Here is a 23,435-nt window from a genome sequence, read left to right on the forward strand (position 1 = left end):
GCCGCGGGAGCGTCAGGGGTCGAGGGTCTCGGCCATCGCGCGGAACGTGGGGCAGGGCCACCGGGACATGCAGGCGCGGCACCGGCGGATGGGGTTGCCGGGATCGCTGGAGATGCCCCCGGCCTCCTGCGGACGATGCAGGTCGAGCAGCCGGACGCCGAGATCGGCGAACGTCAGGACCTCCTCGCGGGCACCGGACAGGAACGCGAGGTCCTCACGGGACAGCTGCGTCTTGATGGGGACGAAGCCGTTCCGGTTCATCAGGCGGCTCAGGTAACGGGTGGACGTCCGCCACGAACTGGACTTCGCCGAACGCGTGCGAATCATCTCCAGACGTTCGCGCAGCCGGGTCTCTCTCGGGTCAGCCTCCATGTGCGGCACACCACCTCCGCTGTTGCACGTGCTCAGCCTCTCCTAATCCGAGCCTCCGCGAGAGGGGAACCGCTGAGATCGCCCGGGCGCCCGGGCGGCCGACCGAGGGCGAAATCATTACATTACGGAGCGTAGTTCTCAAAGCGTACGGGACTGCCCACGCGACGACACGCCCGCGTCACAGGGGACTTGGCGAACTGTCTGGCTCACGGGCCGTTCCCGAGATAGTGTGCCGGACGTGGAGCTAAACGTTTCGACCGCGTCTCAGGAGGGTCACGCCGTCGTCACGGCGACCGGTGAGCTCGACCTCTACACCGCGCCCAGGCTGCAGGCGGCCCTCGCGGGGCTGCTGCGCGAGCAGATCGACCGCATCACGGTCGATCTCAGCGGCGTCGAGTTCTGCGACTCGACCGGCATGAACGTGCTGCTCGCCGCCATGAAGCGACTCAAGGAACAGGGCGGCTCGCTCGACCTCGCCGCCCCGCGCCCGGCCGTGCGACGCATCCTGCAGGTCACCGGGCTCGACACCGTCTTCACCGTGAACGACGCCGTGCCCGCCCTGGACGCGGGCTGACCCTCCGCCAGAACCACCGACCCATCCCGCCGACCAGTGCCCCCGGAGTGAACGCCGGGGGACGTCGACCATTCGCGCGGGTGACGGGATCGATCGATCCAGACCGCACCGGCCCGCCGCACCGCCGTCCCGGACTACGATCGCCGATATGCAGGACGTAGCGGTGATCATCCCGGCCAAGGACGAAGCCGACCGCATCGCGGCCACGGTCAAGGCCGCCTCCGAGCTTCCCGGCGCCGACCTCGTCGTCGTCGTCGACGACGGCTCGTCCGACGGCACGGGACGCGTCGCCCGCGAGGCCGGCGCCCGGGTCGTCCGGCACAGCCGCAACCGGGGCAAGGGCGCCGCGATGGAGACCGGCGCCGAAGCCGTCCGGCTCCTCGACGACGGCCGCGACCGACCCCGCCACCTGCTGTTCCTGGACGCCGATCTCGCCGACACCGCCCGGGAGGCGGCGCCGCTCACCGAACCCGTCCGATCCGGCGACGCCGACATGACGATCGCCGTGTTCACCACCACCGTGAAACTCGGCGGGCACGGGTTCGTCGTCCGGCTGTCCCGCGACGGGATCCGCCGCGCCACCGGCTGGGAGGCGACCGCGCCGCTCAACGGGCAACGCTGCCTGACCCGCGCCGCGTTCGACGCCGCGCTGCCCCTCGCCGCCGGGTTCGGCGTCGAGACCGCGCTCACCATCGACCTGATCCGCCAGGGCTTCCGCGTGACGGAGGTCGAGGTGCCGCTCGCGCACCGCGCGACCGGCACCGACTGGCGCTCCCAACTGCATCGCGCCCGGCAGTTCCGGGACGTCGCGCGAGCGCTCGCCGTCCGCGAGCCCGCGGCGGCCCGGCTGACCCGGCGGGTGGCCCGCCGTCTCGACGGCCCGCGCGGCAGCCGCCCGTGACCCGACTCGGAAGGGTCGGGCTGTGCTGCATCGGGTTCAGCCTGGCGTGTTTCTTCGTCACCGCGTTTCTCGGCCCGTCGGTGTTCCAGCCCGTGCTGGAGGGACGTTCCGGCGAGCCGCCGTTCTCGCTGCGCGTCGACCCGTCGCCCTACCTGGTGATCGGGCTCGTCGTCGCGGGCGTCGTCGCGGGCTCGACCGGGCTCGGGCTGTGCTTCGTCGCCGTCCGGAGGGGCTGGCGCGTAGCGGCGCGGCCGCTGGTGATCGCCGGGCTGCTGGCGGCGGTCGCGTTCATGGCGATGCCGCCGGTCGGGTCCACCGACCATCTCAACTACGCGTCGTACGGGCGGATGGCGGCGACCGGCCACGACCCGTACGCCACCCGCGCCGTCGACCTGCCGCAGGACCCGGTCGCCGGGGCGCCCGAGGAATGGCGCACCACACCGTCCGTGTACGGACCGATCGCGACGGGCGAGCAGGCGTTCGCCGCGTGGATCGGCAGCGGATCGGTGCGGCTGACCGTGTTCGTCCTGTCCGTCATCAACACGCTCGCGTTCGTGGTCACGGCGCTGATCCTGTACCGGACGTCGAAGAACGAGGAACGGCGGCTCCGCACCGCGCTGCTGTGGACGTGCAACCCGCTGGTGCTGTTCCACCTGGTCGCGGGCGCGCACAATGACGTCATCGCCGTCGCGCCGATGGTCGCGGCGCTCGCCGTGTTCGGGGGACGCGTCCACCCCGGCTGGCTGCGGGCGCTCGGCGCGGGCGCCCTCGCCGGAGCCGGCGCGGCGATCAAGGCGCCCGCCGCGCTCGTCGGCGGTGGCCCCGCGTGGACGCTGCTCCGCGAAGCGTGGACCGAGCGCCGCTGGCGGTCGGTCGGCGGTCTCGCCGCGCTGTTCGGCGGCGCCGGGGCCGTCACGGTGATCGCCTACGCGCTCGCCGGGCCGCACGCCCTCGACCGGGTGCGGGAGGCGAGCGACATGGTCTCGTTCGCCACGCCCTGGCATCTCCTCGACGAGGCCCTCGGCCGCGGCTCGCAGCGCACCATCATCAAGACCGGCGCGCTGCTGCTCGGGCTGGTGCTGTTCGCGCTGCTCGTCCGCGTCCTGCCCGCGCACGGCGGGGACGGGACCGGCCCGCCGGGCGGGCCGGTGTCCCGGGACGAGGAGAACCGGCGGGTCGCCGCCGCGTTCATCCTCGCCTGGCTCCTCGCCGCGCCCTACGCGCTGCCCTGGTACGACGGGTTCGGCTGGGCGGTACTGGCCCTGCTGCCCTGGACGCGGGTCGACTGGATCCTGCTCGCCCACACCACGGCCCTCAGCCTCGCCTACCTCCCGGCCCGCGCGCCCGCCCGCATCAGACTGCCCGACGACCTGTCGTGGCTGTTCACCTTTGTTCGGCCGACCGTGGTTCCCTGGACCCTGCTGCTGATTCTCGTGGCGCTGGTGGTTCAGAGTCTTCGTTCCACAGGTCGATCTCAAGCGCCCGGACACCCGCGGCGAGCATCAGCGGAGTCGCCAGGCTGAACGACACCGACAGGATCACCGTGCCGGAGTCGTTCACCAGAGTCCCGATGACACCGACCGTCAGCGCGCACAGCAGCGCCGGGCGCATCGTCACGCTGTGCTCGTACGCCCGCTGCAACAGCGACACCCGCCACCGGGTCGGACGCGCCAGCACGAAGAACAGGAACGCGATCGCGGCGGCGAGCGGCAGCGTCAGATGCCAGTAGCCGACGCTGTTCAGCATGGCGTCGAACTTGCGGCCGATGACGCCCCACGCGTCGCCGTCCATGACGTCCAGCCAGAAGCGGCCGAGATGCGTCGGGTTGTCGCTCTTGGAGTTCAGGTACGAGATGAACAGCACCAGGACCGCCCCGGCCACGCAGAACAGCCCGAGCCGCAGCGGCGACACCCGCTGCCCCGTGACCATCAGGGCGAGCACCGCGAACGCGGGGACCATCGCCAGCACACCGCCGAAGTCGCTGCCCCACGCCGGGAGCCCGTCCACGGCGACCGCGAACGCGCCGATCGCCACGACGATCCCGAGCGCGAGCCTTCTGCGTCCCGCGCGCAGCGGATACTCCGTCAGCCACGCCGCCGTCAGGATCGCCGCGACGGCGAACAGCGAGAACGCCTGGTTGCCGAAGCCGTAGAACCGTCCCGCGACGAGGGCCGTGTACCCCATCAGCGTGTTCATCTGGAGGTGCGACCCGGTCATCACGTCCACCGCGAGGACCACCGCCGTCACCAGCGTGATCACCAGGCCGGGCGCGAACGCGGAACGCCGCCACGGCCCGGCCAGCGCCACCCCCGTCAGCAGCCCGGCGAACCCCAGCACCGTGCAGATCAGGATGGGCGTCGCGTTGCCCGCCCGCCACCACGGCAGCAGCCCGGCGAGGAACGACGCCCCGGGCGCCGCGCCGCCGAGCAGCGCTATCACCCGGGTGCCGCCGAGGATCCGCGCCCGGGAACTGCGGTCGTCGCCGAGCCGCCGCAACGCCAGCGCCGCGATCCCGTACAGGACGAGCTGCGCCGCGAACAGCACCCAGTAGAACGACGTCTGGACGCTGCGGATCGCCTGCGCCGCGACGTTCTCGTCCTCCAGCGCCTCGACCCGCTCCTGCGTCGACGCCTTCGACGGCTGCGGCCCCCACACCGACCCGACGGCCGCCTCCGGCTGCTTCAACCCCAGCAGGTTCAGCGTCGTCGCGGTGAGGTCGGTGAGCGTGACGAGACCGTCCTGGCGGGTGGCGCCGGACGTCATGTACCCGGGCCCGTACCGGCGCGCGCCGTCGCCGGTCTTGCTCAGCGCGAGCGCGACCCTCAGATGCGGGTCGGGGCCGACGTCGGACAGCCCGGCGAGCAGCACCGTCGTCCCGTCCGGGACACCGGCCATGGCCTGGGCGACCCGGCGGTCCGCGGCGGCAGCTGCGGCGGCCCGCTTGCGCGGCGACAGCAGGATCTGGTCGCCCTCCGCGTCGACGCCCGCGTCGATGTAGGCGCGGAACAGGTCGTCAACGTCCACGGCGGTGAGGGGGCAGCGCGCCCAGTCGGCGGCGGACACCTGGTCGGGCGCCGCGACGTAACGGTCGACGCGCCCGCCGCCGTCACCGGCGCCGAACACCGCGCCGGGCCCGACCGCCATCGTGCAGCCGCCCGCCGCCTTCACGGCGTCGCCGAGCAGCCCGATCCGGGCGTGGTAGTTCGTGTCGGCGTTGTCGCTCTTCATCGCGGGCCAGCCGGGCGCGACGGCGCCGTCCCGCGGCGGCGGGCCGGTGGGGGAGCGCTCGCCGGGCAGGATCGGCGCGGCGGGAAGCGCGCAGTTCGCGTGCTGGAGCCGGGACCGCTGCCCCGCCGACACCGTCAGCCAGCCGTCCGTCGGGCAGGTGTTGGTCCGCGTCGTCCGGACGCTGAGAGCCGCGGCGGAGCCGTCCTTCGTCAACCCCCACAGCGCGGGCGTCGTCGTCCGGTCGATGTCGCTCCACATCAACCCGGGAACCCCGACGATCACGACCCGGCCGCTGATCGGGGCCGCCGTCTCCGCCTCGGCCCGGCCCGACGGCACGAGCAGCAACGCCATGAGCGCGGTGCCCAAGATGGCGAGAAACGCACCGATCCCGGCCCCCCGCGAAGTCATGGCGCTCAGGGTACAAGAGGGCGATGACCGCGAAGGGGCCTTATCCTGCGGGCTGTGGACGAACCCAGGCAGCGGGCGGGCGGGCGGCGGTGGACGGTCGTCGATCTGCTGATCGTCCTCGCGGGCGTCACCGTCGCCGTGGTCGCGGTCTCCCCCATCGTCACCCGCTGGCTCGGCAACGAACCCGACCAGCGGCTCGTCGACCTGGAGGTCTACCGCGACGGCGGCGCCGCCATCCTGCGCGGGGCGCCGCTGTACGAGGTCCTCACCCAGCCGCCGCAGCTGCTGCCGTTCACGTACCCGCCGTTCGCCGCCGTCCTCGCCGTGCCGTTCACCGTCATCCCGTGGCGGGCCGCGCAACTGGTGTGGACGGGCCTCATCTGCGTCGCGCTCGTCGTCTGCGTCCTGTACGCCTTCCGCGACCTCCTCCACCGCGCCGGACGCTGGGCGCCGCTCGCCGCCGGGATCCTCGTCGCGGCGATGGCGTGGCTCGACCCCGTCCGCGACCAGTTCCGCTTCGGCCAGGTCGGGCTGTTCCTCCTCGCCCTGTGCCTCGCCGACTGCTGCACCCGCACCGCCCGGTGGCCGCGCGGCGCCCTCGTCGGCCTCGCCATCGCGATCAAGCTGGTGCCGGGCGTCTTCCTGATCTACTTCCTGATCACCGGACGCCGGGACGCCCTGGCGAACGCGCTGTTCACCGCCGGTGCCGCCACCCTCGGGGCGTTCGCGTTGCTGCCGTCCGACTCGTCCGACTACTGGTTCGGGGCGCTGTTGCAGGGCGGCGACCGGACGGGCGCGGTCGACGGCACCACCAACCAGGCCGTCCAGGGGATCGTGGCCCGCATCCTGGACGAGGGGCCCGCCCGAACGCTGGTGTGGCTCGGCCTGGCCGCGATCGTCGCGTACTACGGCTTCTCCTGGGCGCGACGCGCCTCCGACGCCGCCGAACACCAGACCGGAACCGACTCCTCCAGCCTCCTACTCGCGTCCGTCGCGATCGTGGGGCTCCTGTCGGTCGTGCTCTCACCGGTCGGCTGGATCCACCACCTGGTCTGGATGATCGCCGTGTTCGGCGCCCTCGTGGGCGACGGCCGCGACGTTCGACGGTGCCTGGCCGCCTTCGGCCTGTGGCTGCTGTTCCTCTTCCCGATCCCCTGGTGGGGGCGGGCGCTGATCGGCCCGGACCACTCCGCCGTCTCCGTCTTCGCAGGACACGTCGTCCGCGATCTGTTCGGTATCGCCGCGCTCGCGGCGATCGTCCTACTGGGAACGTGGCTGGTCAAACGCCTCGAATCACGGATCGCCGCCGAAGATCCTTCGCAACGCGAGGTCAGGATGGGTACGCTCACCCCGTGATGCTTGTCGCGGTGGCCGTCGCGGGCCTGGTCGCCGGGGTTGCGGGGCTGTCCATCGCCGTGGTCGCGCACAACCGGGTGAACCAGGTCGTCGACGAGTGCGGGGAAATGCTCAGGCGCCAACTCCAGGTCGCCAGTGGCTCGGCGGACGAGCGCGCCATGCGCGACCTCGCCATCGTCCACTACGACGCCCTGAAGGAGATGTCCGGGCACCGGTCCTTCTCCCTCGCACTGATCAACGCGGTCGGGGACGGGATCGTCATCAGCTCCATCAACGGGCGCACCGAGACCCGGACCTACGCCAAGGCCATCCGGGCCGGACAGTCCGTCGAGGTGCTCTCCCCCGAGGAGGACCAGGCCCTGCGCGCCGCCCGCCTCGGCAAGGGCCCCGTCGTCTCCATGGACGACCCCCTGCCCGACTTCGGCAACGGCCACCGCACCTCCGCCCGCAGCTGAGGCCCCTCCCGGGACAGTAGACTCGAAGTCACACCAGTGACCCATGCCCCGGGAGACCCCGTGACCGCAGACGACAGGCCGCATCGCTATGCCTACCTGGGTCCGCGGGGCACGTTCACCGAGGCCGCGCTGCTGACCCTGCCGGGCGCCGCGGAGGCCGAACACCTCCCGCTCGCGACCGTCCCCGCCGTCCTGGAGGCGCTCCGCCTCGGCGAGGCCGACACCGCCGTCGTCGCCCTGGAGAACTCCGTCGAAGGCTCCGTCCCCACCACCCTCGACGAACTCGCCACCGGCGAACCCCTCCACATCGTCGGCGAGATCCACCTGCCGGTCTCGTTCGCGCTGCTCGTCCGTCCCGGCACCACGCTCGCCGACATCAAGACCGTCGCGTCCCACCCCATCGCGCAGCCCCAGTGCCGCCACTGGCTCCTCGGCAACGTCCCCGACGCCGAATGGCGCGCCGCCACGTCCAACGCCGAGGCCGCCCAGCACGTCGCCGACGGCCACTACGACGCCGCCCTCGCGGGCTCGTTCGCCGCGGCCCGCTACGGCCTGACCGTCCTCGCCGACGACATCCACGACGTCGCCGACGCCGTCACCCGCTTCGTCGTCCTGCACCGCCCCTGCCCGCCGCCCACCCCCACCGGCATGGACCGGACGACCATCGTCGCCTTCATCGGCGAAGACCACCCGGGCGCCCTCCTGGAGATCCTCACCGAGTTCTCCGTCCGCGGCATCAACCTCACCCTCATCCAGTCCCGCCCCACCGGCGCCGGACTCGGCTCCTACCTCTTCTGGATGGACTTCGAGGGCCACGTCGCCGACGCCCGCGTCGCCGAGGCCCTGATGGCCCTGCGCCGCATCTGCGCCGACGTCCGCTTCGTCGGCTCCTACCCCCGCGCCGACCGCGTCCGCCCCGAAATCCGCCGCGGCACCCACGACAACGACTTCACCGAAGCCGCCGCCTGGCTCCACTCAATCCGAACCGGACTGCGTTAACGACCGCACCACCCCGCACAGCAACCCCAACCGTTGCGATCACGTTCGAATCCAGGTTCAAGCGAAGCGAGAACCTGATCGCGCAGCGAGCCGCAGCGATGCCAGCGATCGCACGCAGTTCACGACGATGGAGGCCCTCTAGGGCCGAAGGAGAAGTGCACTGCAATGAACACAGCGTAGGGTGCGGGCGTGGTCGAGGACTTTGATCTTTTTGAGCGGGAGTTGTGGGCGGGGCGGGCGCCTGCTTATGAGCGGGGGTTTGCGCGGCTTACGCGGTATATGGTCGGGCCGCTGTTGGATGCCGTGGGCGTTGGGGACGGCACGCGGTTTCTTGATGTGGGGGCGGGGCCCGGGTTCGTGTCGGCGGAGGCGGTGCGGCGGGGGGCCGTGGTGTCGGCGCTGGACGCTGAACCGGGGATGGTGGAGGCCGCGCGGCGGAACGTTGCCGGGTTGGACGTGCGGGTCGCCGTCCTGCCCGAGGTGCCGTTCGCGGACGGGACGTTCGACGCCGTCGCCGGGAACTTCGTCATCAACCATGTGGGCGCCCCGGACGTGGCCATCGCCGCATTGCGGCGGGTGTTGAGGCCCGGCGGGCGGCTTGCGTTGAGTTGTTGGGTGATGCCCGGTAGCGGGGCACTCGGCGTCGTCCGGGAGGCGATCGAGCGGGTGGGGGTGCCGTGGCCCGAGGACATCCCCGAGTCGCCGTTCGCGCGGTACGGCGAGGCGGGGGCGTTCCGGCGGCTGGTGGCGGAGGCCGGGCTCCGTGACGTGGCCGTCCAGGAGGTGACCTGGAGGCACGCCGTCGACCCCGAGGAGTGGTGGCGGCTCGGCGCGCTGTCCGAGGTCGGCAGCAACGGCGTCATCGTCGGACGGCAGGACGCCCCGACCGTCGCGCGGATCAAGGACGCCTACGACGAGATCGTCTCCGGGTACGCGACGGCGGACGGCGCGATCGAGCTTCCGGCGCACGCGCTCCTCGCGAGCGGCGTCCGCTGAACCGGCGATACTTGCGCGCGGTCCGGGGGGTTCGGCCGGTAGCCTCGGGTCTGTGATCGACCTGCGAGCTCTTCGAGAGGACCCCGACCGGCTGCGCGCCTCCCAGCGCGCCCGCGGGGAGGATGACGGCGTCGTCGACCGGCTGCTCGACCTGGACGAGAGGCGCCGCGCGGCGCTGACGTCGTTCGAGCGGCTGCGGGCGGAACAGAAGAGTTTCGGCAAGTCGGTATCCAAGGCGCAGGGCGAGGAGCGGCAGCGGCTGCTGAGCCGCGCCAAGGAACTGGCGCAGCAGGTCAAGGAGGCCGAGGCCGACGCCGACCGGCTCGGCGAGGAACTCGACGCGGTGCTGCGGGGCGTCCCGAACCTGATCGAGGACGGCGCCCCGCCCGGCGGCGAGCAGGACTTCGTCGTCCTGGAACACGTCGGCGAGCCGCCGAAGTTCGACTTCGAGCCGAAAGATCATCTGGAGCTGGGGGAGAGCCTCGGCGCCATCGACATGGAACGCGGCGCGAAGGTGTCGGGAGCCCGGTTCTACTACCTGACGGGCGTCGGCGCGCGGCTCCAGTACGCGCTGCTCAACCTCGCCATGGAACAGGCCGTCGCGGCCGGGTTCGTCCCGATGTACCCGCCGGTGCTGGTGAAGCCGGAGGCGATGGAGGGCACCGGGTTCCTCGGCGCGCACGCCGCGGAGGTGTACCACCTTCCGCAGGACGAGCTGTACCTGGTGGGGACGTCGGAAGTCCCGCTCGCCGCCTACCACATGAACGAGATCATCGACGGGCTGCCGCGGCGGTACGCGGCGTGGTCCTCGTGCTTCCGCCGCGAGGCCGGGTCGTACGGGAAGGACACGCGCGGCATCATCCGCGTCCACCAGTTCGACAAGGTGGAGATGTTCTCCTACTGCGATCCCGCCGACGCGCACGCCGAGCATCTGCGGCTGCTGGAGTGGGAGAAGGAGATGCTCGCCAAGGTCGAGATCCCGTACCGGGTGATCGACGTGGCGGCGGGCGACCTCGGGTCCAGCGCGGCGCGCAAGTACGACTGCGAGGCGTGGGTGCCGACGCAGAACACGTACCGGGAGGTCACGTCCACGTCGAACTGCACCGAGTTCCAGGCGCGGCGCCTCGCGGTGCGGTTCAAGGACGGCGACGGTAAGAGCCGCCCGGTCGCGACCCTGAACGGGACCCTCGCGACGACGCGGTGGATGGTCGCGATCCTGGAGAACCACCAGCGGGCGGACGGGACGGTCCACGTCCCGGAGGCCCTCCGGAAGTACCTGGGCCAGGACGTCCTGGAGCCGATCAAGCGCTGAAGCCCGCCGCGAGGTCCGTCGTACGCGTCACTTAGGGTTTGTCTAATCTGCCCTGGAAGGTGACATGAGCACATCCTCGCCGCGTGTGATCGCCACGGACCTCGACGGAACGGTCGTGCGCTCCGATGGAACGATCTCAGACCGGACGGTCGCCGCCCTGGCCCGCGTGGAACGGGCCGGGGCGATGCTCGTCATGGTGACCGGGCGGCCGCCGCGCTGGATGACGGAGGTCGCCGAGGCCGTCGGCCACCACGGGGTCGCGATCTGCGCCAACGGCGCCGTCGTGTACGACCTGCACACCGAGACCGTCCTCCAGACCCGGGAGATGCCCCCGGACGTGATCGCCGAGGCGGTCGGTCGGCTCCGCGGTGTCTCCCCCGAACTGCGGTTCGCCGTGGAGCACACGACCGGGTTCGTGTTCGAGGCCTCGTACGGCCTGGAACGCTGGGACCTCGAAGCCTTCGGTGGACGTCCCGTGGAGGGCGACGACCTCGTCAACCGCAGCGGTACGAAACTGCTCGCGTTCCAGCCCGACGCAGACCCCGACACGCTCGCGGAGAAGGCGGAACAGGCCGTCGGCGACCTCGTCACCGTCACCCACTCGTCCGGGCGGGGGCTGCTGGAGATGAGCGCGCTCGGCGTCACCAAGGCCACCGCCCTCGCCGCGCTGTGCGTCGAGCACGGCGTCACCTCCGCCGACGTCACCGCGTTCGGTGACATGCCCAACGACCTGGCGATGCTCACCTGGGCGGGAACCTCCTACGCCGTCGCCAACGCGCATCCGCTCGTGCTGGCGGCCACCACGCACACCACGTCCCGCAACGACGACGACGGTGTCGCGGAGGTCCTCGAACGCCTCTTCCCATAGCGACGGCCGCGCCCGCGTGGGGGGCGCGGCCGTGTCCGCCAGGGGGCTTACAGGTAGGGGCCGGACGAGCGGGAACCGGGGGTGTGGTCCTCTTCGGCGCCGGGCGGCATCATGCCCGCGGGCAGGGCGCGCCGCATCTGCTCCAGCTGGGCGCGCGCCGCCATCTGCTGGGCGAACAGCGTCGTCTGGATGCCGTGGAACAGGCCCTCCAGCCAGCCGACGAGCTGCGCCTGCGCGATCCGCAGCTCCGACTCGCTCGGCACCGTGCCGTCCGTGAACGGCAGCGACAGCCGCTCCAACTCCTCCACCAGCTCCGGCGCGAGACCGTCCTCCAGCTCCTTGATGGACGACTTGTGGATCTCCCGGAGCCGCGCCCGGCTCGCCTCGTCCAGCGGCGCGGACTTGACCTCCTCCAGCAGTTGCCGGATCATCCCGCCGATCCGCATCACCTTCGCGGGCTGCTCGACCATGTCGGTGACCGACTTGCCCTCGGAGTCACCGCCACCGCCGCCCTCGACGGCGATGCCGTTCGGGCCGACCACGAGCACCTGCGGATCCTGTTCAGAATGCTTGTTCGAAGGCTCGCTCATAATCCATTCATCCTCACACGGTCAGCAGGATCTTTCCGACATGACCGCTGTCTTCGAGCAGCCGGTGCGCCGTCGACGCGTCCCGCATCGGGATCCGGCGGTCCACGACCGTCCGGACGGCGCCCGACTCCAGCAGCGGCCACACATTCTCCAGGACGTCCGCCACGATCTCCGCCTTCTCCTCCAACGGACGGGCCCGCAGCGTCGTCCCGTGCACCAGCGCCCGCTTGCCGAGCAACTTTCCGATGTCCAGCTCCGCCCGCGCGCCACCCTGCAACCCGATCACCATCAACCGTCCACCGACGGCGAGGGCGTCCACGTTCCTCGCCAGGTACTTGGCGCCGATCAGGTCCAGGATCACGTCGTACGGCCCATGCCGGACGAAATCGTCCTCACGATAGTTGACGGTCACGTCCGCGCCGAGTTCCCGGCAGCGGGCCGCCTTCTCCGCGCTGCCCACCGTCGTCACCACCCGCGCGCCACGCGCCTTGGCGAGCTGGATCGCGAACGTCCCGATGCCGCTGCCGCCCCCGTGGACCAGCAGGGTCTCCCCGGCGCGGAGCCCACCGAGCATGAAGACGTTCGACCACACCGTGCACGCCACCTCGGGCAGCCCGGCCGCGTCGACGACGTCCACACCGCGCGGCACCGGAAGCACCTGCGACGCGGGCACCGCGACCCGTTCGGCGTACCCGCCGCCGTTCAGCAGCGCGCACACCTCGTCCCCGACCCGGAGGCCGGTCACCTCGGGGCCGAGCTCGGCGACCCGGCCCGACACCTCCAGGCCCGGGTACGGCGGGGCGCCGTCCGGCGGCGGGTAAAGGCCCCTGCGCTGCATGACGTCCGCGCGGTTGACCGCGCTCGCCACCACGTCGATCAGGACCTCGCCCGGCTTCGGCGCCGGATCCGGCACCGGCTCCCATTCCAGGACGTCCGCGTCCCCCGGTTCGCGGATCACGATCGCATGCATACCGGCCACGCTACCGGGCACGGACGCGTCTCACCCGGACCAGGTCGACACCGCGCCAACCTCGATCTCCACGGGGCGTACACGCCATTGACGCACGGGTATCCTGCGTGGGGGCCAGTTTGCCCACCTGCACCGTGTTGATCATCAGAGGCGTGCACGAGGGGGAAGAACGGTGGCGAGGAACGAGCACGACGGGCGTTCCCTGGAGGAGCGGCTGGCCTCTCTTGACGCGTTGAGCGGGGACTCCAACCAGCAGCCTCCCGCGGAGCAGGAGAACGCTCCACCGGAGACGACCGCCCAGCCCGAGAACGACCAGTTCGACCCCAACGCCAACCCCTGGCTCGCCGCGCCCCCGCCACCGCCGCCCCCCACGTTCCAGCAGCCCTTCGAGCAGTACCCGCCGGAGCCCTCCGGACCGCCGCAGCCGCCGCCCTACGACGGCGGCCCCATGCCACAGCCGTTCGACGGCGGCATGCTCCCGCCCCCGTACGCGACCCCCGACAACGACCCGTCCAAGGCTCCCCATCCGTCGCAGCCGTCGCCGTACGAGGCCAACGGCAACTCCGCGCCACCCTTCGAAGAACTGCCGCCTTACCCGTCCGACCAACTCCCGGCCCAGGACCCCAACGCGTCCGTCCAGCAATACCCCCCGCCGGACCCGAACACAGCCCAGCCCTACACACAGGACCCGAACGCCGCCGTACAGCCGTACCCGCCGGTCGACCCCAACACAGGCCAGCCCTACGCGCAAAGTCCGAATGCCACGGGCCAGCAGTACCCGCCAAGGGATGTCAACGGAGTCCAGCCCTACGCCCAGGACCCGAACGCCGCGGCTCAGCCGTACCCCCAGGTGGATCCGACCACGGGCCAGCCGTACGCGCAGGACGCGAACGCCGCCGCGCAGCAGTACCCGCCGGTCGATCCCAACACGGGCCAGCCCTACACGCAGAACCCGAACGCCGGCGCACAGCCGTACCCACCGGTGGACCCGACCACGGGTCAGCCATATGCACAGGATCCGAACGCTTCAGGACAGCCGTATACGCCGGTAGACCCGACCGCGGGGCAGCCGTACCCCCCAGTGGACCCGAACACAGGGCAGCCCTACGCGCAGGACCCCAACGCCGCCGCACAGCCGTACCCCCCAGCCGACCCGAACGTCGCGGGGCAGCAGTACCCGGTCGATCCGAACACCGGACAACCCGTGGCGGGATACGGATACCCCGGCGGATCGCCGCACGACCCGTCCGGATATCCGCAGGGGCCGGGCCAGCCGGTGCAACCGCCTCCAGGCCATCCCGCGCAGTACCCCCAGCACCACCAGCCACAGAACGCCGACAGTCTCAGTTCCGAGAACCTGCTCGGCGAGCGTCGTATCGCGCCGTCCTCCGGCTGGCGGCGCGCCGTCTACAAGGCGACCGCGGGCAGCATCCACCCGGGGGAGTCGCAGGGCGACCTGCGCCGCAAGGACCTGATCGCGCGGGCGCGGACCCCGGTGGCGGGCGGGCATCACCGGGTCGCCGTCATGTCGCTGAAGGGCGGCGTCGGCAAGACGACCACTACGACCGGGCTCGGCTCGATGCTGGGCCAACTGCGCGGCGACACCGTCATCGCGGTGGACGCCAACCCCGACCGCGGGACGCTGTCGGACAAGGTCAAGCTGGAGACGGCCGCGACCGTCCGGGACCTGCTGAACAACCGCGACAAGATCCATCGGTACGCCGACGTCCGGGCGTTCACGTCGCAGAACAACGCGCGGCTCGAAGTCCTGGCGTCCGACCGCGACCCGGCGGTGAGCGAGGCGTTCAGCGCCGAGGACTACGCCGCCGTGGCCGTCGTCCTGGAACAGTTCTACTCGATCTGTATCACCGACTGCGGGACCGGGCTGCTGCACTCGGCGATGGCGGGCGTGCTGAGCCTGGCCGACCAACTCGTCCTCGTGAGCTCCCCGTCGGTGGACGGTGCCCGCTCCGCGAGCGCGACGCTGGACTGGCTGGAGGCCCACAACCACGGCCATCTGGTGCGCAACGGTGTGGTCGTGCTGTCGATGGTCCGCACCCGCACCCGCAGCCAGGTCGACCTGGACAAGCTCCAAGCCCACTTCGAGAGCCGCTGCCGCGCCGTCGTCCGCATCCCGTACGACGACCACCTGGAGGAGGGCGCCGAGGTGGAGCTGGACCAACTCGCTCCCGGCACACGCGAGGCATACCTGATGCTCGCGGCCGTGGTCGGTGACGGCTTCGCGTACCAGCGTCCGCAGTAGCCGGGGAACCGTGAGGGCGCGGGCCGCGTCCCAGCGCCATGATCGGTGGAGCACGACCGGTGTTGGCCGCCGCGCTGCTGGCCCTGTGCGTGGGCTGCTCCTCATCGTCGTCCAACGGCCAGGCGATCTGCGGGCCCTGCCCGATGCCCGTGACGGTCACCGTCTCAGGGCTCGACCAGGTGACCGCCGAAGGTGTACGGATGCACCTTTGCGTCGGCGAGATGCCCTGCACGAGCTTCCGCCTCACGCGCCGCGACGAAACGGTGTCCTGTGGGTCGGTGGCCTGTTCCCTGGACGAGACGGGCAGTACACGCATGCTGCACCTCACGCTCGCCCAGAAGGACGCGCGGAAGGTCGCTGACCTACCAGTACGCGTCACGGCCTCAACGAGGAAAGAACAACGGCAAGGAGAGGCGACCATGACGTACGTCCACCAGGGAGAACCCTGCGGCTGCAACTACTCGCGCGCCGACATCGCGTTGATGTGACTGGCGATATGCGGTCGAAGACAGTGCCCCCTGGCCGCTATCGTTGACGTTGGCCACCTGGAGAGTTCGCATAGTGGACTAGTGCAGGCGCCTTGAAAGCGCCCAGGGCTGGGGACAGTCCTCGTGGGTTCGAATCCCACACTCTCCGCTGTGTTTAATTGCAGTTCACTCCTCCTTCGGCCCTGGCGGGCCTCCATCGTCGTGAACTGCGGTGCGATCGCTGCATCGCTTCGGCTCGCCTGGCGGCTCGCTGCGCGATCAGGTTCTCGCTTCGCTCGCACCTGCCTTCAGACGCGATCGCAACCCCTGAGGTCACTGCGGGGTTCCCGTGCGGGCTGAGGCCGTCGGTCAGAAGAGGGTCCTTTGGGCGGTCGGACCCGGCGCGCCTCCAACACCGTGAACCGCGATGCGATCGCTGCATCGCTTCGGCTCGCCTGGCGGCTCGCTGCGCGATCAGGTTCTCGCTTCGCTCGCACCTGCCTTCGGACGCGATCGCAAACCCTGAGGTCGCTACGGGGTTCCCGTGCGGGCTAAGGCCGTCGGTCAGAGGAGGCCCGTGCGGGTCGCCGGACCCGGCCTCCTACATGGGCTGTGGTGTGGGCGCTGCGGCTGGGGGTTTGGGTGGGGTCAGCGGCCTGACTTGGAGAAGTGTTGGTAGTCCTTGGCGCCGCTCCACTCGCCGCCCCAGCCCCAGCCGATCGAGTCGAAGGCCTGGACGACCTTGTCGCCGACGTGGATGACGCCCGGGTCGTCGTTCTTGCGGTTCCTGTACTTCGTGCAGTCCTTGTGGGCGATGCGGCCGTTCGCGTAGACGTACGGGTTCTGGCAGGGGTTGATGTCGATCGCCAGGCCGTAGGCGTGCTGGGAGAAGGAGCTCGATCCGGTCGCGGTGCGGCAGTTGAAGGCCGAGGTGTTGTTGGCCTCGATCGACTGGAAGTCGCTTCCCTTGTACTTGTCGACCGGTTCCATGCGGTCGATGGGGTAGCGCATGTCGTACAGCTTCTTGAAGACGCCGACCAGGTCCTTGGCCTCCCCGGCGTTGACGACGAGTCGTCCACCGGTGTGCGGGCGGTCGTCCATGCCCCAGTAGGTCATCTCGATCATCCGTAGGCCGGACGGCGGCACCGGGCAGCCTCTGCGCCATGAGTGCTTCAGGTCGGCGGCGGTGACCTTCTTGATCTGTGATTGGAAGGACGCGGGCGTGGCGGGTGGGGTCGTGGTGGTGCCGGGCGCGGTTGGCGGGGTCGCGGGTGGGGCGGTCTCGCCCGTGTCGTCGGAGCCGCCGCCGCAACCGGCCAGCGCCGTCATGATCACCGCGGCGAGGAGAGCCGCGCTGCGAAGGTGCCCTCTACCTGGCATTCTTCCAGCATGGCATGTCCGGTGGCCTGCACGTGCCACCGGGGATTCGCTACGGTGCGTTTGACGGCGCGTACGTGGGAAAGGGGCCGGAACGGACGGGTCGTGAACTCATTCGTCCGCCGGGCAGGTCGCCGGCGGTGTGCGGCCCAGGGGGGAGCCGGGATGGCGGATTCTCGGGAGCGGGACTTCCCCAGCCTCGAAGACGAGATCTTCGCCGTGGCGCACAGCGTGGAGGTCGAGGAGACGGTCAGTCCACGGCTGCGGACGGACCGGGCCCAGGTGTTCGTGGAGCGTGCGTGGGCCTTCCTCGGACGCGACGTCAAGGCGTTGGGGGCCGGCTTCGGCATCTTTGTTCTCGTTGACGCCGTGATGATGTACGCGCCGCTGATGACGAGCCGCAGGCCGAGTCTGCTGCCACAGTTCGTGACGTTGCTGGTCCTGGCGTTCGGGCTCGGGGGGCTGCTGGTGTGGAAGGTCGGGGGGCGGTGGCGGACGTTCGGGTTCGGGATGATGCTGGCCTGGGTGTTCCTGACGTTGATGTCCGTCGGTTTCCTCACCGGCATCACCGTCCCCCTGTAGGGGTCAGGACGACAGGTTCTTGAGGACGAGGGAGAAGGCGCGGCCGATGGCTTCGAGGTCGTGCGGGTCGATGATGTCGATGAAGTAGTTCCGGACGGTCTCGACGTGGTCGCGGGCGGCCCGGTCGAGCGCGGCGAAGCCCTCGTCGGTCAGGTGGGCGTACACGCCGCGTTTGTCGTTCGGGCAGTTGTCCCGTTTGACGAGGCCCTTCGACTCCAGGCGGGAGCAGGTGTGCGACAGTCGGCTGCGGGACTGGCTGGCGTTCTCGGCGAGTTCCGCCATGCGCAGCCGCCGATCGGGAGCCTCCGACAGCCGGACGAGGATTTCGTACTCCGAGACCGACAGCCCGTGCCGCGTCTTCAGATCACGATCCATGATCTCGGTGAGCCGGACGCTGCCGTCGACGTACGCTCGCCAATCGCGCTGCTGGGCGGCATCGAGCCAGCGAGGTTCACTCATGATGTCCAGTATACGTCATGATTGAAGATTCAACTAATACGCCTTACCTTCACGTTAGCAAGACCTTGGCCCGGAAGTTCTCGGGTCCGGGTGACGGGCGGGGGCCGCGTGCGCTAGTGTGTTCGAATAGTCGAACAAAGGTTCGACGGGTTCGTTGGTGGGCGCGCTCGCCGGGGAGGCGGCATGGTGGCGACGGTGGCCACGCGGGGGCCGGACGGCCCGGCGCGCTGCGGACGGCGGCGCGAGCACGCGACACGCCGCAGCGGTTTCTACGCAAATCTACGGCCTCAGCTATATCGCCTCATAGAGTCCGACAGCGTGGACCCCGTGCGCAATCCCTATGCCCCGGGCGCCGGGCAGCGCCCTCCGGAGCTGGCCGGTCGCGACCGTGAGCTCAAGCAGTTCGAGGTGGTCCTCGAACGGGTGGCCCGGGGGCGCCCCGAGCGCAGCATGATCGTCACCGGGCTGCGTGGGGTGGGCAAGACCGTGCTGCTCAACGCGTTCCGGTCGATGGCCATCCAAAGGCTGTGGGGCACCGGGAAGATCGAGGCCCGTCCCGACCAGTCGATCCGGCGGCCGGTCGCCTCGGCGCTGCACCGGGCCGTCCGGGAGCTCGCGCCCCGGCACCGGGCGCCCGACCGCATCGAAGACTTCCTGGGCGTGCTCAAGGCCTTCGCGCAGTCGGGTCCGGAACCGTCCGGCAAGGAGAAGGCGCGGGCGCACCGGTGGCAGCCCGGCATCGACGTGCCCGCCTCCCGGGGACGTGCCGACTCCGGAGATCTGGAGATCGACCTCACCGAGCTGTTCGTGGACGCCGCGTCCGTGGCCACCGACGTCGGCGTCGGGATCGCCCTGTTCGTCGACGAGATGCAGGACATCCCCGCCGACGACGTGTCCGCGCTGTGCGCCGCCTGCCATGAGCTGTCGCAGGTCGGCGGGCCGCTGATCGTGGTCGGTGCCGGGCTTCCGCATCTGCCGGCCGTACTGTCGGCGAGCAAGTCCTACTCCGAGCGGCTGTTCCGCTACGCCCGCATCGACCGCCTCGACCGCGAGTCCGCCGACCACGCCCTGCTGGCCCCCGCCGAGCGGGAGGAGGTCACGTTCACCAAGGACGCCCTCGACGCGCTGTACGGCGCGGCCGACGGCTATCCGTACTTCGTCCAGGCCTATGCCAAGGTCGTCTGGGACGTCGCGCCCGACACCCCGATCACCGCCGACGACATCAAGGTCGCCGCGCCGGAGGCGGAGAGCGAACTCGCGGTCGGCTTCTTCGGCAGCCGCTACGAACGCGCCACCCCCGCCGAGCGCGACTACATGCGCGCCATGGCCATGCTCGGCGACGATCCGGTGCCGACCGCGTCCGTCGCGGACGAGCTCGGCCGCAAACCGTCCAGCCTGTCGCCCGCCCGCGACGGCCTCATCAAGAAGGGACTCATCTACAGCGCCGAACGCGGCATGGTCGCGTTCACCGTCCCGCACTTCGGCAAGTTCCTCCGCTCCCAGCCCGCCTGAACCCTTCGGCTTCATAGCGATCTCTAGCACGAAGGCTAGAGATCGGTAGAGCGCCGCATGGATTCGTGTCGTCCGCTAAATCTTCGGCTCTCTAGCTTCAGTCGTAGAAAGCCGTAGATTCTTCTCGCCTTCCCTCTGGTTCTTTCTATGCTTCTCTACGATTTTCTCTAGAGGGATGTAGACAGGTGAAGGGGTGAGGCAGGAGAGGCACGGAGTCGCCTGGGTATGGCACCCCCCGTAGGAGCGCGCCCGTCCGCAGGGCGCGAAACCGAAATCGGGGGAACGGAAGACATGAACGACGATCGGTTCCGTCACCAGGATCCGGACCGCGACCACTCCCAAGACGACCTGTCCACCTCCATGGGCGGCTACGACGAAGCCGACATCCAGCAGGACCCGGGCGCACCGGAACAGGAGTATTACGGCCAGTACGACTACCCGTCCGACATGGGCGGGGGCGGCCGCCCGGAAGACGAGTTCGCAGGCCCCGAGAGCGACCTGCCGGAGGACGACACCGAACGCGGCCGGTGACGGCATCTCATCGTTCTCTAACCCTTTCTTGGACGTGTCCAAGAAAGGGTTAGAGAACGGCAGAGAGGTCCTTCGTGTCCGCCGTGAGGGCCGCCCGGACGGTCCGGTCGCGTTCGGCGGTCGACACGGCGAACACGACCTCCATGTCCCGCCCGTCCCTACGGGCCGGGAACACCACGAAACGCCAGCAGCCCTCCCGCCACACGTCCAGCGGAACCGCGCTCACGATCACGTTCTCGTGCTCCGCCCACGCGGCGCTGCCGCGCAGCGTCGCGTACGTCTCCTCGATCGGGCTGCGCCGCCGCTCGCACGGCGTCGACGCGCGCCCCGGGCAGCGCGGCAGCGAACTCCTTTCCAGCAGCGCGGGCAGTTCGGGGGACAGCGCCGCGAACAGTGCCAACTCCACCGCGAACACCAGCCACACCTGCGCCTGCACGTCCCGCAGCACGTCCAACCCCGCCAGCGGCGCGCCGAGCGCGGCGACCGCCGCCGCGGTGAACAGCATCGCCCGCAGGACGCTCCGCCGCTCGACCCTCCTGGCGGACAGGCCGCCGAAGCAGCCGCAGCCGGCGTCGGGACGGTGAACCCGCAGCTCACCGACCAGCCAGGTGGCGGCGGCGAACGCCACCGTCGTCGCCAGCCGCACTGACAGATGCGACGTCATCAGCAGCGCCAGCCCGAGGACCCCCTCGCCGAGCCCGAGCCCGACCGCCATCCGGCGGCTGCCGCGAAGCGCCGTCAGCCGGGCGAGCCCCGCCGGCACCGGCACACCGTGGACACGGTGGGACGTGTTCGCCACCGGCTCCCGCACCGCCAGTTTCGCCAGGCACGCGGCGAGCAGCACCGAAGCCAGCAGCAGCACCTGCGTGTTCTGGAACGCCGTCACCATGACGCCGCCCCCTTCGAGGCTCCGGAGAGAGCGCACTGCTCCCCCACGACGGGACGGTCCCCCGAGTTCTCCGGAAGGGGGCGGACGGCGGCGGTGAAGCACCCGGACACCAGGTCGCCGCCGAGCCGCGCGAACGCGGCGGGCGTCAACTCCACGATCCGCCCGCGCGGCGACGCGTCGCACTCCACGCACCGGTCGCAGTAGCGGGCCGCGACACAACCGCATTCGACGACCGGCACCCGCGCGCCGCGCCCGTCGCACTCGTTGTGGACGGTGATCTCGCTGCCCAGCGACAGGAACGGGAAGGCGACGCAGCCGGACGGGGCGTTCCCGCATCCCCCGGCGTCCCCCTCGGCATCGACCGCCGGGTAAGCCGCCCCGTCCGCCACGTCCCCCGCGTCCCCCCGGTCATCGAGCCCGCCGAACCAGGTCGCCGTCCCGCGCAGCACGGCGGGCACGGGGGCGCTGTGCTCCGGCGCGGCGAGATCGTCCGCCCGGTGACCCGGCTGGGACGTGCCCGGAAGCACCGCCCGCGGACCGTCCGGTGACCGCACGCAGATCACGTCGATCAGGTAACCGGGTTCCAGCCGCGGATGCCGGACCAGCACCCGTTCGAGTGACCGCGGCGGGATCTCCACCCGGGTCCGGCCCCGGTGCGGGCCCATGTCCACGTCCACGGCGCCCTTCCCGCACGCCAGGATCGTGCCGGTGACCCGGGCGATGTCGACCCATATCCGGTCGGCGGCGCGGGCACCGCCCGGGACGCGGGCGGCCGTCCACCCGTCATCGGCGGTGCCGGGCCCGGCGTCCCGCGGCCGGACGACCACTCGGCGGCCCGGCCGGAGCAGGGCGGTGCCTCCGCGACCGCCATGCCAGACCGTCGTGGCCTCGCTGATCGCGAGGCGCGCCTCCCCGCCGGCCGTGCCCACCACCAGCAGGTGCGGGCTCGCGTCCAGGACGAGGCCGGTCACCACGTCCAGCGGTCGCCGCGCCCGCTCCGGTCGGTCGTCGCCCGGGGGTGTGCCGAGGACGGCCGCCCGGCGTCGGCGACGGCTGGCACCACGGGGTGGGGGTGGGGGCATCACGGGGCTCCGGCGTCCATCATCACTCTGGCTCACTGCTGTGAGAACAGTGAGTCAAGAGTCACGCGCGGTGACTCTCGCTGTCGACGGATTTGTCGCGATTAGTCAGCGAGTGGAGGACGTTCGATCTACCTGGGAGAAAGATTATTCTCCGGTTGACCCGGATATGTATTTTTCGTATGCCCGAAATTACGATCTCCATGCGATCGTCGTCGTACGGGGAGTCGGCGGCGGCTCCGCAACCCCTGGTCCGGTGGTGAGGTGAACGGGACGCGGCACGAGGAGTTCCGCGCGTACGTGGCGGAACGCGGGACCGTGCTGCTCCGCGCCGCGACCCAGCTCACCAGCGACCGCGGCGAGGCCGAGGACCTCCTCCAGGCGGCCCTCGCCAAGACCTACCTCGCCTGGGACCGCATCGAGGACCCGTCCGCCGTCGACGGATACGTCCGCCGCGCCATGGTCAACACACAGATCTCCTGGTGGCGCCGCCGCAAACTCGACGTGTACCCGACCGACCGGCTGCCCGACCGTCCCGTGGACGACGACCACGCCGGCCGCAGCGAGATGCGCGACGTGCTGAGCCGCGCGCTCCGCCGCCTCCCGGAACGGCAACGCATCGCCGTCATGCTCCGCTACTACGAGGACATGTCGGAACGGGAGATCGCCGAGACCCTCGGCGTCAGCGTCGGAACGGTCAAGTCCACCGTGTCCCGCGGCATGACCAGACTTCGCGAGCTCATGACCGCGTCCTGACCAGTGCGTTGTGTGACGAAACCTGGGTAGGGTCGAGAGAATGGCACTACCCCGCACCTACGACTCACAGCACTGTTCGCTCGCGCGCTCGCTGGAGATCGTCGGCGACCGGTGGACGATGCTGGTGATCCGCAGCGCCTTCCAGGGCGTGCGGCGCTTCGACGACTTCCAGGACGCGCTCGGCGTGGCGCGGAACGTCCTGACCGACCGGCTCAACCGGCTCTGCGACGAGGGCGTCCTGCGCCGCGTCCCGTATCAGCGGCGGCCGGAGCGGCACGAGTACCGGCTGACCCGCAAGGGCGTCGAACTGTGGCCCGCGATGATGACGCTGATGATGTGGGGCGACCGGCACTACGCCCCCGACGGACCACCCCTGATCATCGGCCACCACGGCTGTGCCGGCGTCCTGACCCCGCGCTTCACCTGCGACGTCTGTGGCGCGTTCCTCGGACCGGGCGACGTGGAACCGCGCCCCGGCCCGAGCGCCTGAC

General features: G+C 70.8%; 23 protein-coding genes, 1 tRNA gene and 1 pseudogene. 17 read left to right on the top strand and 8 right to left on the bottom strand.

From position 1 onward, the window contains the following. Window positions 1-12: 12 nt before the first annotated feature. A complete protein-coding gene (locus tag D0T12_RS00690; RefSeq protein WP_117397287.1) occupies window positions 13-372 on the bottom strand; it encodes a hypothetical protein in 360 nt (119 codons plus the stop codon). A gap of 238 nt (window positions 373-610) precedes the next feature. Between D0T12_RS00690 and D0T12_RS00695 the strand changes: the two genes are divergently transcribed. The 3 genes and pseudogenes from D0T12_RS00695 to mptB form a co-directional block, all read left to right on the top strand. Further along, on the top strand, window positions 611-946 hold the full coding sequence (locus D0T12_RS00695) for an STAS domain-containing protein (RefSeq protein ID WP_117397974.1): 336 nt from the start codon (window positions 611-613) through the stop codon (window positions 944-946). Between the two features lie 148 nt (window positions 947-1,094). Next, window positions 1,095-1,847, top strand: a complete 753-nt coding sequence (locus D0T12_RS00700) for a glycosyltransferase family 2 protein (RefSeq protein ID WP_117397288.1) — start codon at window positions 1,095-1,097, stop codon at window positions 1,845-1,847. 296 nt (window positions 1,848-2,143) lie between these two features. Next, a pseudogene (gene mptB / locus D0T12_RS36275) lies at window positions 2,144-2,548 on the top strand (polyprenol phosphomannose-dependent alpha 1,6 mannosyltransferase MptB); the annotation flags it as partial. 682 nt (window positions 2,549-3,230) lie between these two features. On the opposite strand, the gene D0T12_RS36280 reads toward mptB, so the two are convergent. Continuing rightward, window positions 3,231-5,483: a hypothetical protein gene (locus tag D0T12_RS36280; RefSeq protein ID WP_158581358.1), complete on the bottom strand. Its 2,253-nt coding sequence runs from the start codon at window positions 5,481-5,483 to the stop codon at window positions 3,231-3,233. Between the two features lie 54 nt (window positions 5,484-5,537). Here D0T12_RS36280 and D0T12_RS00730 point away from each other — a divergent pair, with 54 nt between their 5' ends. The 6 genes from D0T12_RS00730 (at window position 5,538) to D0T12_RS00755 (ending at window position 11,469) form a co-directional block, all read left to right on the top strand. Beyond that, a complete protein-coding gene (locus D0T12_RS00730; protein ID WP_233525774.1) occupies window positions 5,538-6,839 on the top strand; it encodes a glycosyltransferase 87 family protein in 1,302 nt (433 codons plus the stop codon). Continuing rightward, window positions 6,839-7,294, top strand: a complete 456-nt coding sequence (locus tag D0T12_RS00735) for a DUF4446 family protein (protein ID WP_117397294.1) — start codon at window positions 6,839-6,841, stop codon at window positions 7,292-7,294. Before D0T12_RS00730 ends, D0T12_RS00735 begins: the two co-directional genes overlap by 1 nt. Before the next feature lie 60 nt (window positions 7,295-7,354). Beyond that, window positions 7,355-8,293 carry a prephenate dehydratase gene (gene pheA / locus D0T12_RS00740; RefSeq protein ID WP_117397295.1) on the top strand — a complete coding sequence of 313 codons (939 nt, stop codon included), beginning with the start codon at window positions 7,355-7,357 and terminating at the stop codon, window positions 8,291-8,293. Window positions 8,294-8,572: 279 nt separating this feature from the next. Beyond that, window positions 8,573-9,289: a class I SAM-dependent methyltransferase gene (locus D0T12_RS00745; protein WP_147339326.1), complete on the top strand. Its 717-nt coding sequence runs from the start codon at window positions 8,573-8,575 to the stop codon at window positions 9,287-9,289. Window positions 9,290-9,341: 52 nt separating this feature from the next. Beyond that, on the top strand, window positions 9,342-10,601 hold the full coding sequence (serS, locus tag D0T12_RS00750) for a serine--tRNA ligase (protein ID WP_117397297.1): 1,260 nt from the start codon (window positions 9,342-9,344) through the stop codon (window positions 10,599-10,601). A gap of 64 nt (window positions 10,602-10,665) precedes the next feature. Beyond that, the gene (locus tag D0T12_RS00755; RefSeq protein WP_117397298.1) at window positions 10,666-11,469 is read left to right on the top strand and encodes an HAD family hydrolase; all 804 of its coding nucleotides are present in this window, start codon (window positions 10,666-10,668) and stop codon (window positions 11,467-11,469) included. 47 nt (window positions 11,470-11,516) lie between these two features. Here D0T12_RS00755 and D0T12_RS00760 read toward each other — a convergent pair whose 3' ends face one another. Both D0T12_RS00760 and D0T12_RS00765 read right to left on the bottom strand, forming a co-directional pair. Further along, window positions 11,517-12,059, bottom strand: coding sequence for a bacterial proteasome activator family protein (locus D0T12_RS00760; protein WP_117397299.1), 543 nt, complete (start codon window positions 12,057-12,059; stop codon window positions 11,517-11,519). A gap of 13 nt (window positions 12,060-12,072) precedes the next feature. Beyond that, a complete protein-coding gene (locus D0T12_RS00765) occupies window positions 12,073-13,029 on the bottom strand; it encodes an NAD(P)H-quinone oxidoreductase (RefSeq protein ID WP_117397300.1) in 957 nt (318 codons plus the stop codon). A 172-nt stretch (window positions 13,030-13,201) separates the two neighbouring features. Between D0T12_RS00765 and D0T12_RS36285 the strand changes: the two genes are divergently transcribed. The 3 genes from D0T12_RS36285 to D0T12_RS00780 all read left to right on the top strand — a co-directional run bounded on the left by D0T12_RS36285 (window position 13,202) and on the right by D0T12_RS00780 (window position 15,928). Further along, window positions 13,202-15,292 carry a MinD/ParA family ATP-binding protein gene (locus D0T12_RS36285; protein WP_233525775.1) on the top strand — a complete coding sequence of 697 codons (2,091 nt, stop codon included), beginning with the start codon at window positions 13,202-13,204 and terminating at the stop codon, window positions 15,290-15,292. Between the two features lie 59 nt (window positions 15,293-15,351). Continuing rightward, window positions 15,352-15,780: a hypothetical protein gene (locus D0T12_RS00775; RefSeq protein WP_117397301.1), complete on the top strand. Its 429-nt coding sequence runs from the start codon at window positions 15,352-15,354 to the stop codon at window positions 15,778-15,780. Between the two features lie 59 nt (window positions 15,781-15,839). Beyond that, a tRNA-Ser gene (locus tag D0T12_RS00780) sits at window positions 15,840-15,928 on the top strand. A gap of 479 nt (window positions 15,929-16,407) precedes the next feature. On the opposite strand, the gene D0T12_RS00785 is transcribed toward D0T12_RS00780, so the two are convergent. Then, on the bottom strand, window positions 16,408-17,139 hold the full coding sequence (locus tag D0T12_RS00785) for a M15 family metallopeptidase (RefSeq protein WP_117397302.1): 732 nt from the start codon (window positions 17,137-17,139) through the stop codon (window positions 16,408-16,410). Window positions 17,140-17,301: 162 nt separating this feature from the next. On the opposite strand from D0T12_RS00785, the gene D0T12_RS00790 reads away from it, so the two are divergent. Continuing rightward, window positions 17,302-17,718 carry a hypothetical protein gene (locus D0T12_RS00790; protein WP_117397303.1) on the top strand — a complete coding sequence of 139 codons (417 nt, stop codon included), beginning with the start codon at window positions 17,302-17,304 and terminating at the stop codon, window positions 17,716-17,718. A 3-nt stretch (window positions 17,719-17,721) separates the two neighbouring features. On the opposite strand, the gene D0T12_RS00795 is transcribed toward D0T12_RS00790, so the two are convergent. After that, a complete protein-coding gene (locus D0T12_RS00795) occupies window positions 17,722-18,177 on the bottom strand; it encodes a MarR family winged helix-turn-helix transcriptional regulator (protein WP_117397304.1) in 456 nt (151 codons plus the stop codon). 327 nt (window positions 18,178-18,504) lie between these two features. Between D0T12_RS00795 and D0T12_RS00800 the strand changes: the two genes are divergently transcribed. Then, entirely contained in the window at window positions 18,505-19,689 is a 1,185-nt protein-coding gene (locus D0T12_RS00800; protein WP_233525776.1) for an ATP-binding protein, read from the top strand. Window positions 19,690-19,980: 291 nt separating this feature from the next. Further along, entirely contained in the window at window positions 19,981-20,220 is a 240-nt protein-coding gene (locus tag D0T12_RS00805) for a hypothetical protein (protein ID WP_117397306.1), read from the top strand. Between the two features lie 49 nt (window positions 20,221-20,269). Here the strand turns inward: D0T12_RS00805 and D0T12_RS00810 are convergent, their stop codons facing one another. Beyond that, complete coding sequence (locus D0T12_RS00810) at window positions 20,270-21,109, bottom strand: MauE/DoxX family redox-associated membrane protein (RefSeq protein ID WP_117397307.1); 840 nt, start codon at window positions 21,107-21,109, stop codon at window positions 20,270-20,272. Further along, complete coding sequence (locus D0T12_RS00815) at window positions 21,103-22,191, bottom strand: hypothetical protein (RefSeq protein WP_199487219.1); 1,089 nt, start codon at window positions 22,189-22,191, stop codon at window positions 21,103-21,105. Before D0T12_RS00815 ends, D0T12_RS00810 begins: the two co-directional genes overlap by 7 nt. A 261-nt stretch (window positions 22,192-22,452) precedes the next feature. Between D0T12_RS00815 and D0T12_RS00820 the strand changes: the two genes are divergently transcribed. Further along, window positions 22,453-22,944 carry a SigE family RNA polymerase sigma factor gene (locus D0T12_RS00820; protein WP_117397308.1) on the top strand — a complete coding sequence of 164 codons (492 nt, stop codon included), beginning with the start codon at window positions 22,453-22,455 and terminating at the stop codon, window positions 22,942-22,944. A gap of 40 nt (window positions 22,945-22,984) precedes the next feature. Further along, window positions 22,985-23,434, top strand: coding sequence for a winged helix-turn-helix transcriptional regulator (locus tag D0T12_RS00825; protein WP_117397309.1), 450 nt, complete (start codon window positions 22,985-22,987; stop codon window positions 23,432-23,434). The last annotated feature ends 1 nt before the right edge of the window (window position 23,435 follow it).

Source organism: Actinomadura spongiicola, assembly GCF_003432485.1.
GTDB lineage: Bacteria > Actinomycetota > Actinomycetes > Streptosporangiales > Streptosporangiaceae > Spirillospora > Spirillospora spongiicola.

Coding starts and splice junctions, on each gene's coding strand:
- D0T12_RS00690 (WP_117397287.1), bottom strand. CDS start 372: ATGGAGGCTGACCCGAGAGAGACCCGGCTGCGCGAACGTCTGGAGATG.
- D0T12_RS00700 (WP_117397288.1), top strand. CDS start 1,095: ATGCAGGACGTAGCGGTGATCATCCCGGCCAAGGACGAAGCCGACCGC.
- D0T12_RS36280 (WP_158581358.1), bottom strand. CDS start 5,483: ATGACTTCGCGGGGGGCCGGGATCGGTGCGTTTCTCGCCATCTTGGGC.
- D0T12_RS00735 (WP_117397294.1), top strand. CDS start 6,839: ATGCTTGTCGCGGTGGCCGTCGCGGGCCTGGTCGCCGGGGTTGCGGGG.
- D0T12_RS00745 (WP_147339326.1), top strand. CDS start 8,573: ATGGTCGGGCCGCTGTTGGATGCCGTGGGCGTTGGGGACGGCACGCGG.
- D0T12_RS00755 (WP_117397298.1), top strand. CDS start 10,666: ATGAGCACATCCTCGCCGCGTGTGATCGCCACGGACCTCGACGGAACG.
- D0T12_RS00760 (WP_117397299.1), bottom strand. CDS start 12,059: ATGAGCGAGCCTTCGAACAAGCATTCTGAACAGGATCCGCAGGTGCTC.
- D0T12_RS00765 (WP_117397300.1), bottom strand. CDS start 13,029: ATGCATGCGATCGTGATCCGCGAACCGGGGGACGCGGACGTCCTGGAA.
- D0T12_RS00785 (WP_117397302.1), bottom strand. CDS start 17,139: ATGCCAGGTAGAGGGCACCTTCGCAGCGCGGCTCTCCTCGCCGCGGTG.
- D0T12_RS00790 (WP_117397303.1), top strand. CDS start 17,302: ATGGCGGATTCTCGGGAGCGGGACTTCCCCAGCCTCGAAGACGAGATC.
- D0T12_RS00795 (WP_117397304.1), bottom strand. CDS start 18,177: ATGAGTGAACCTCGCTGGCTCGATGCCGCCCAGCAGCGCGATTGGCGA.
- D0T12_RS00805 (WP_117397306.1), top strand. CDS start 19,981: ATGAACGACGATCGGTTCCGTCACCAGGATCCGGACCGCGACCACTCC.
- D0T12_RS00810 (WP_117397307.1), bottom strand. CDS start 21,109: ATGGTGACGGCGTTCCAGAACACGCAGGTGCTGCTGCTGGCTTCGGTG.
- D0T12_RS00815 (WP_199487219.1), bottom strand. CDS start 22,191: ATGCCCCCACCCCCACCCCGTGGTGCCAGCCGTCGCCGACGCCGGGCG.
- D0T12_RS00825 (WP_117397309.1), top strand. CDS start 22,985: ATGGCACTACCCCGCACCTACGACTCACAGCACTGTTCGCTCGCGCGC.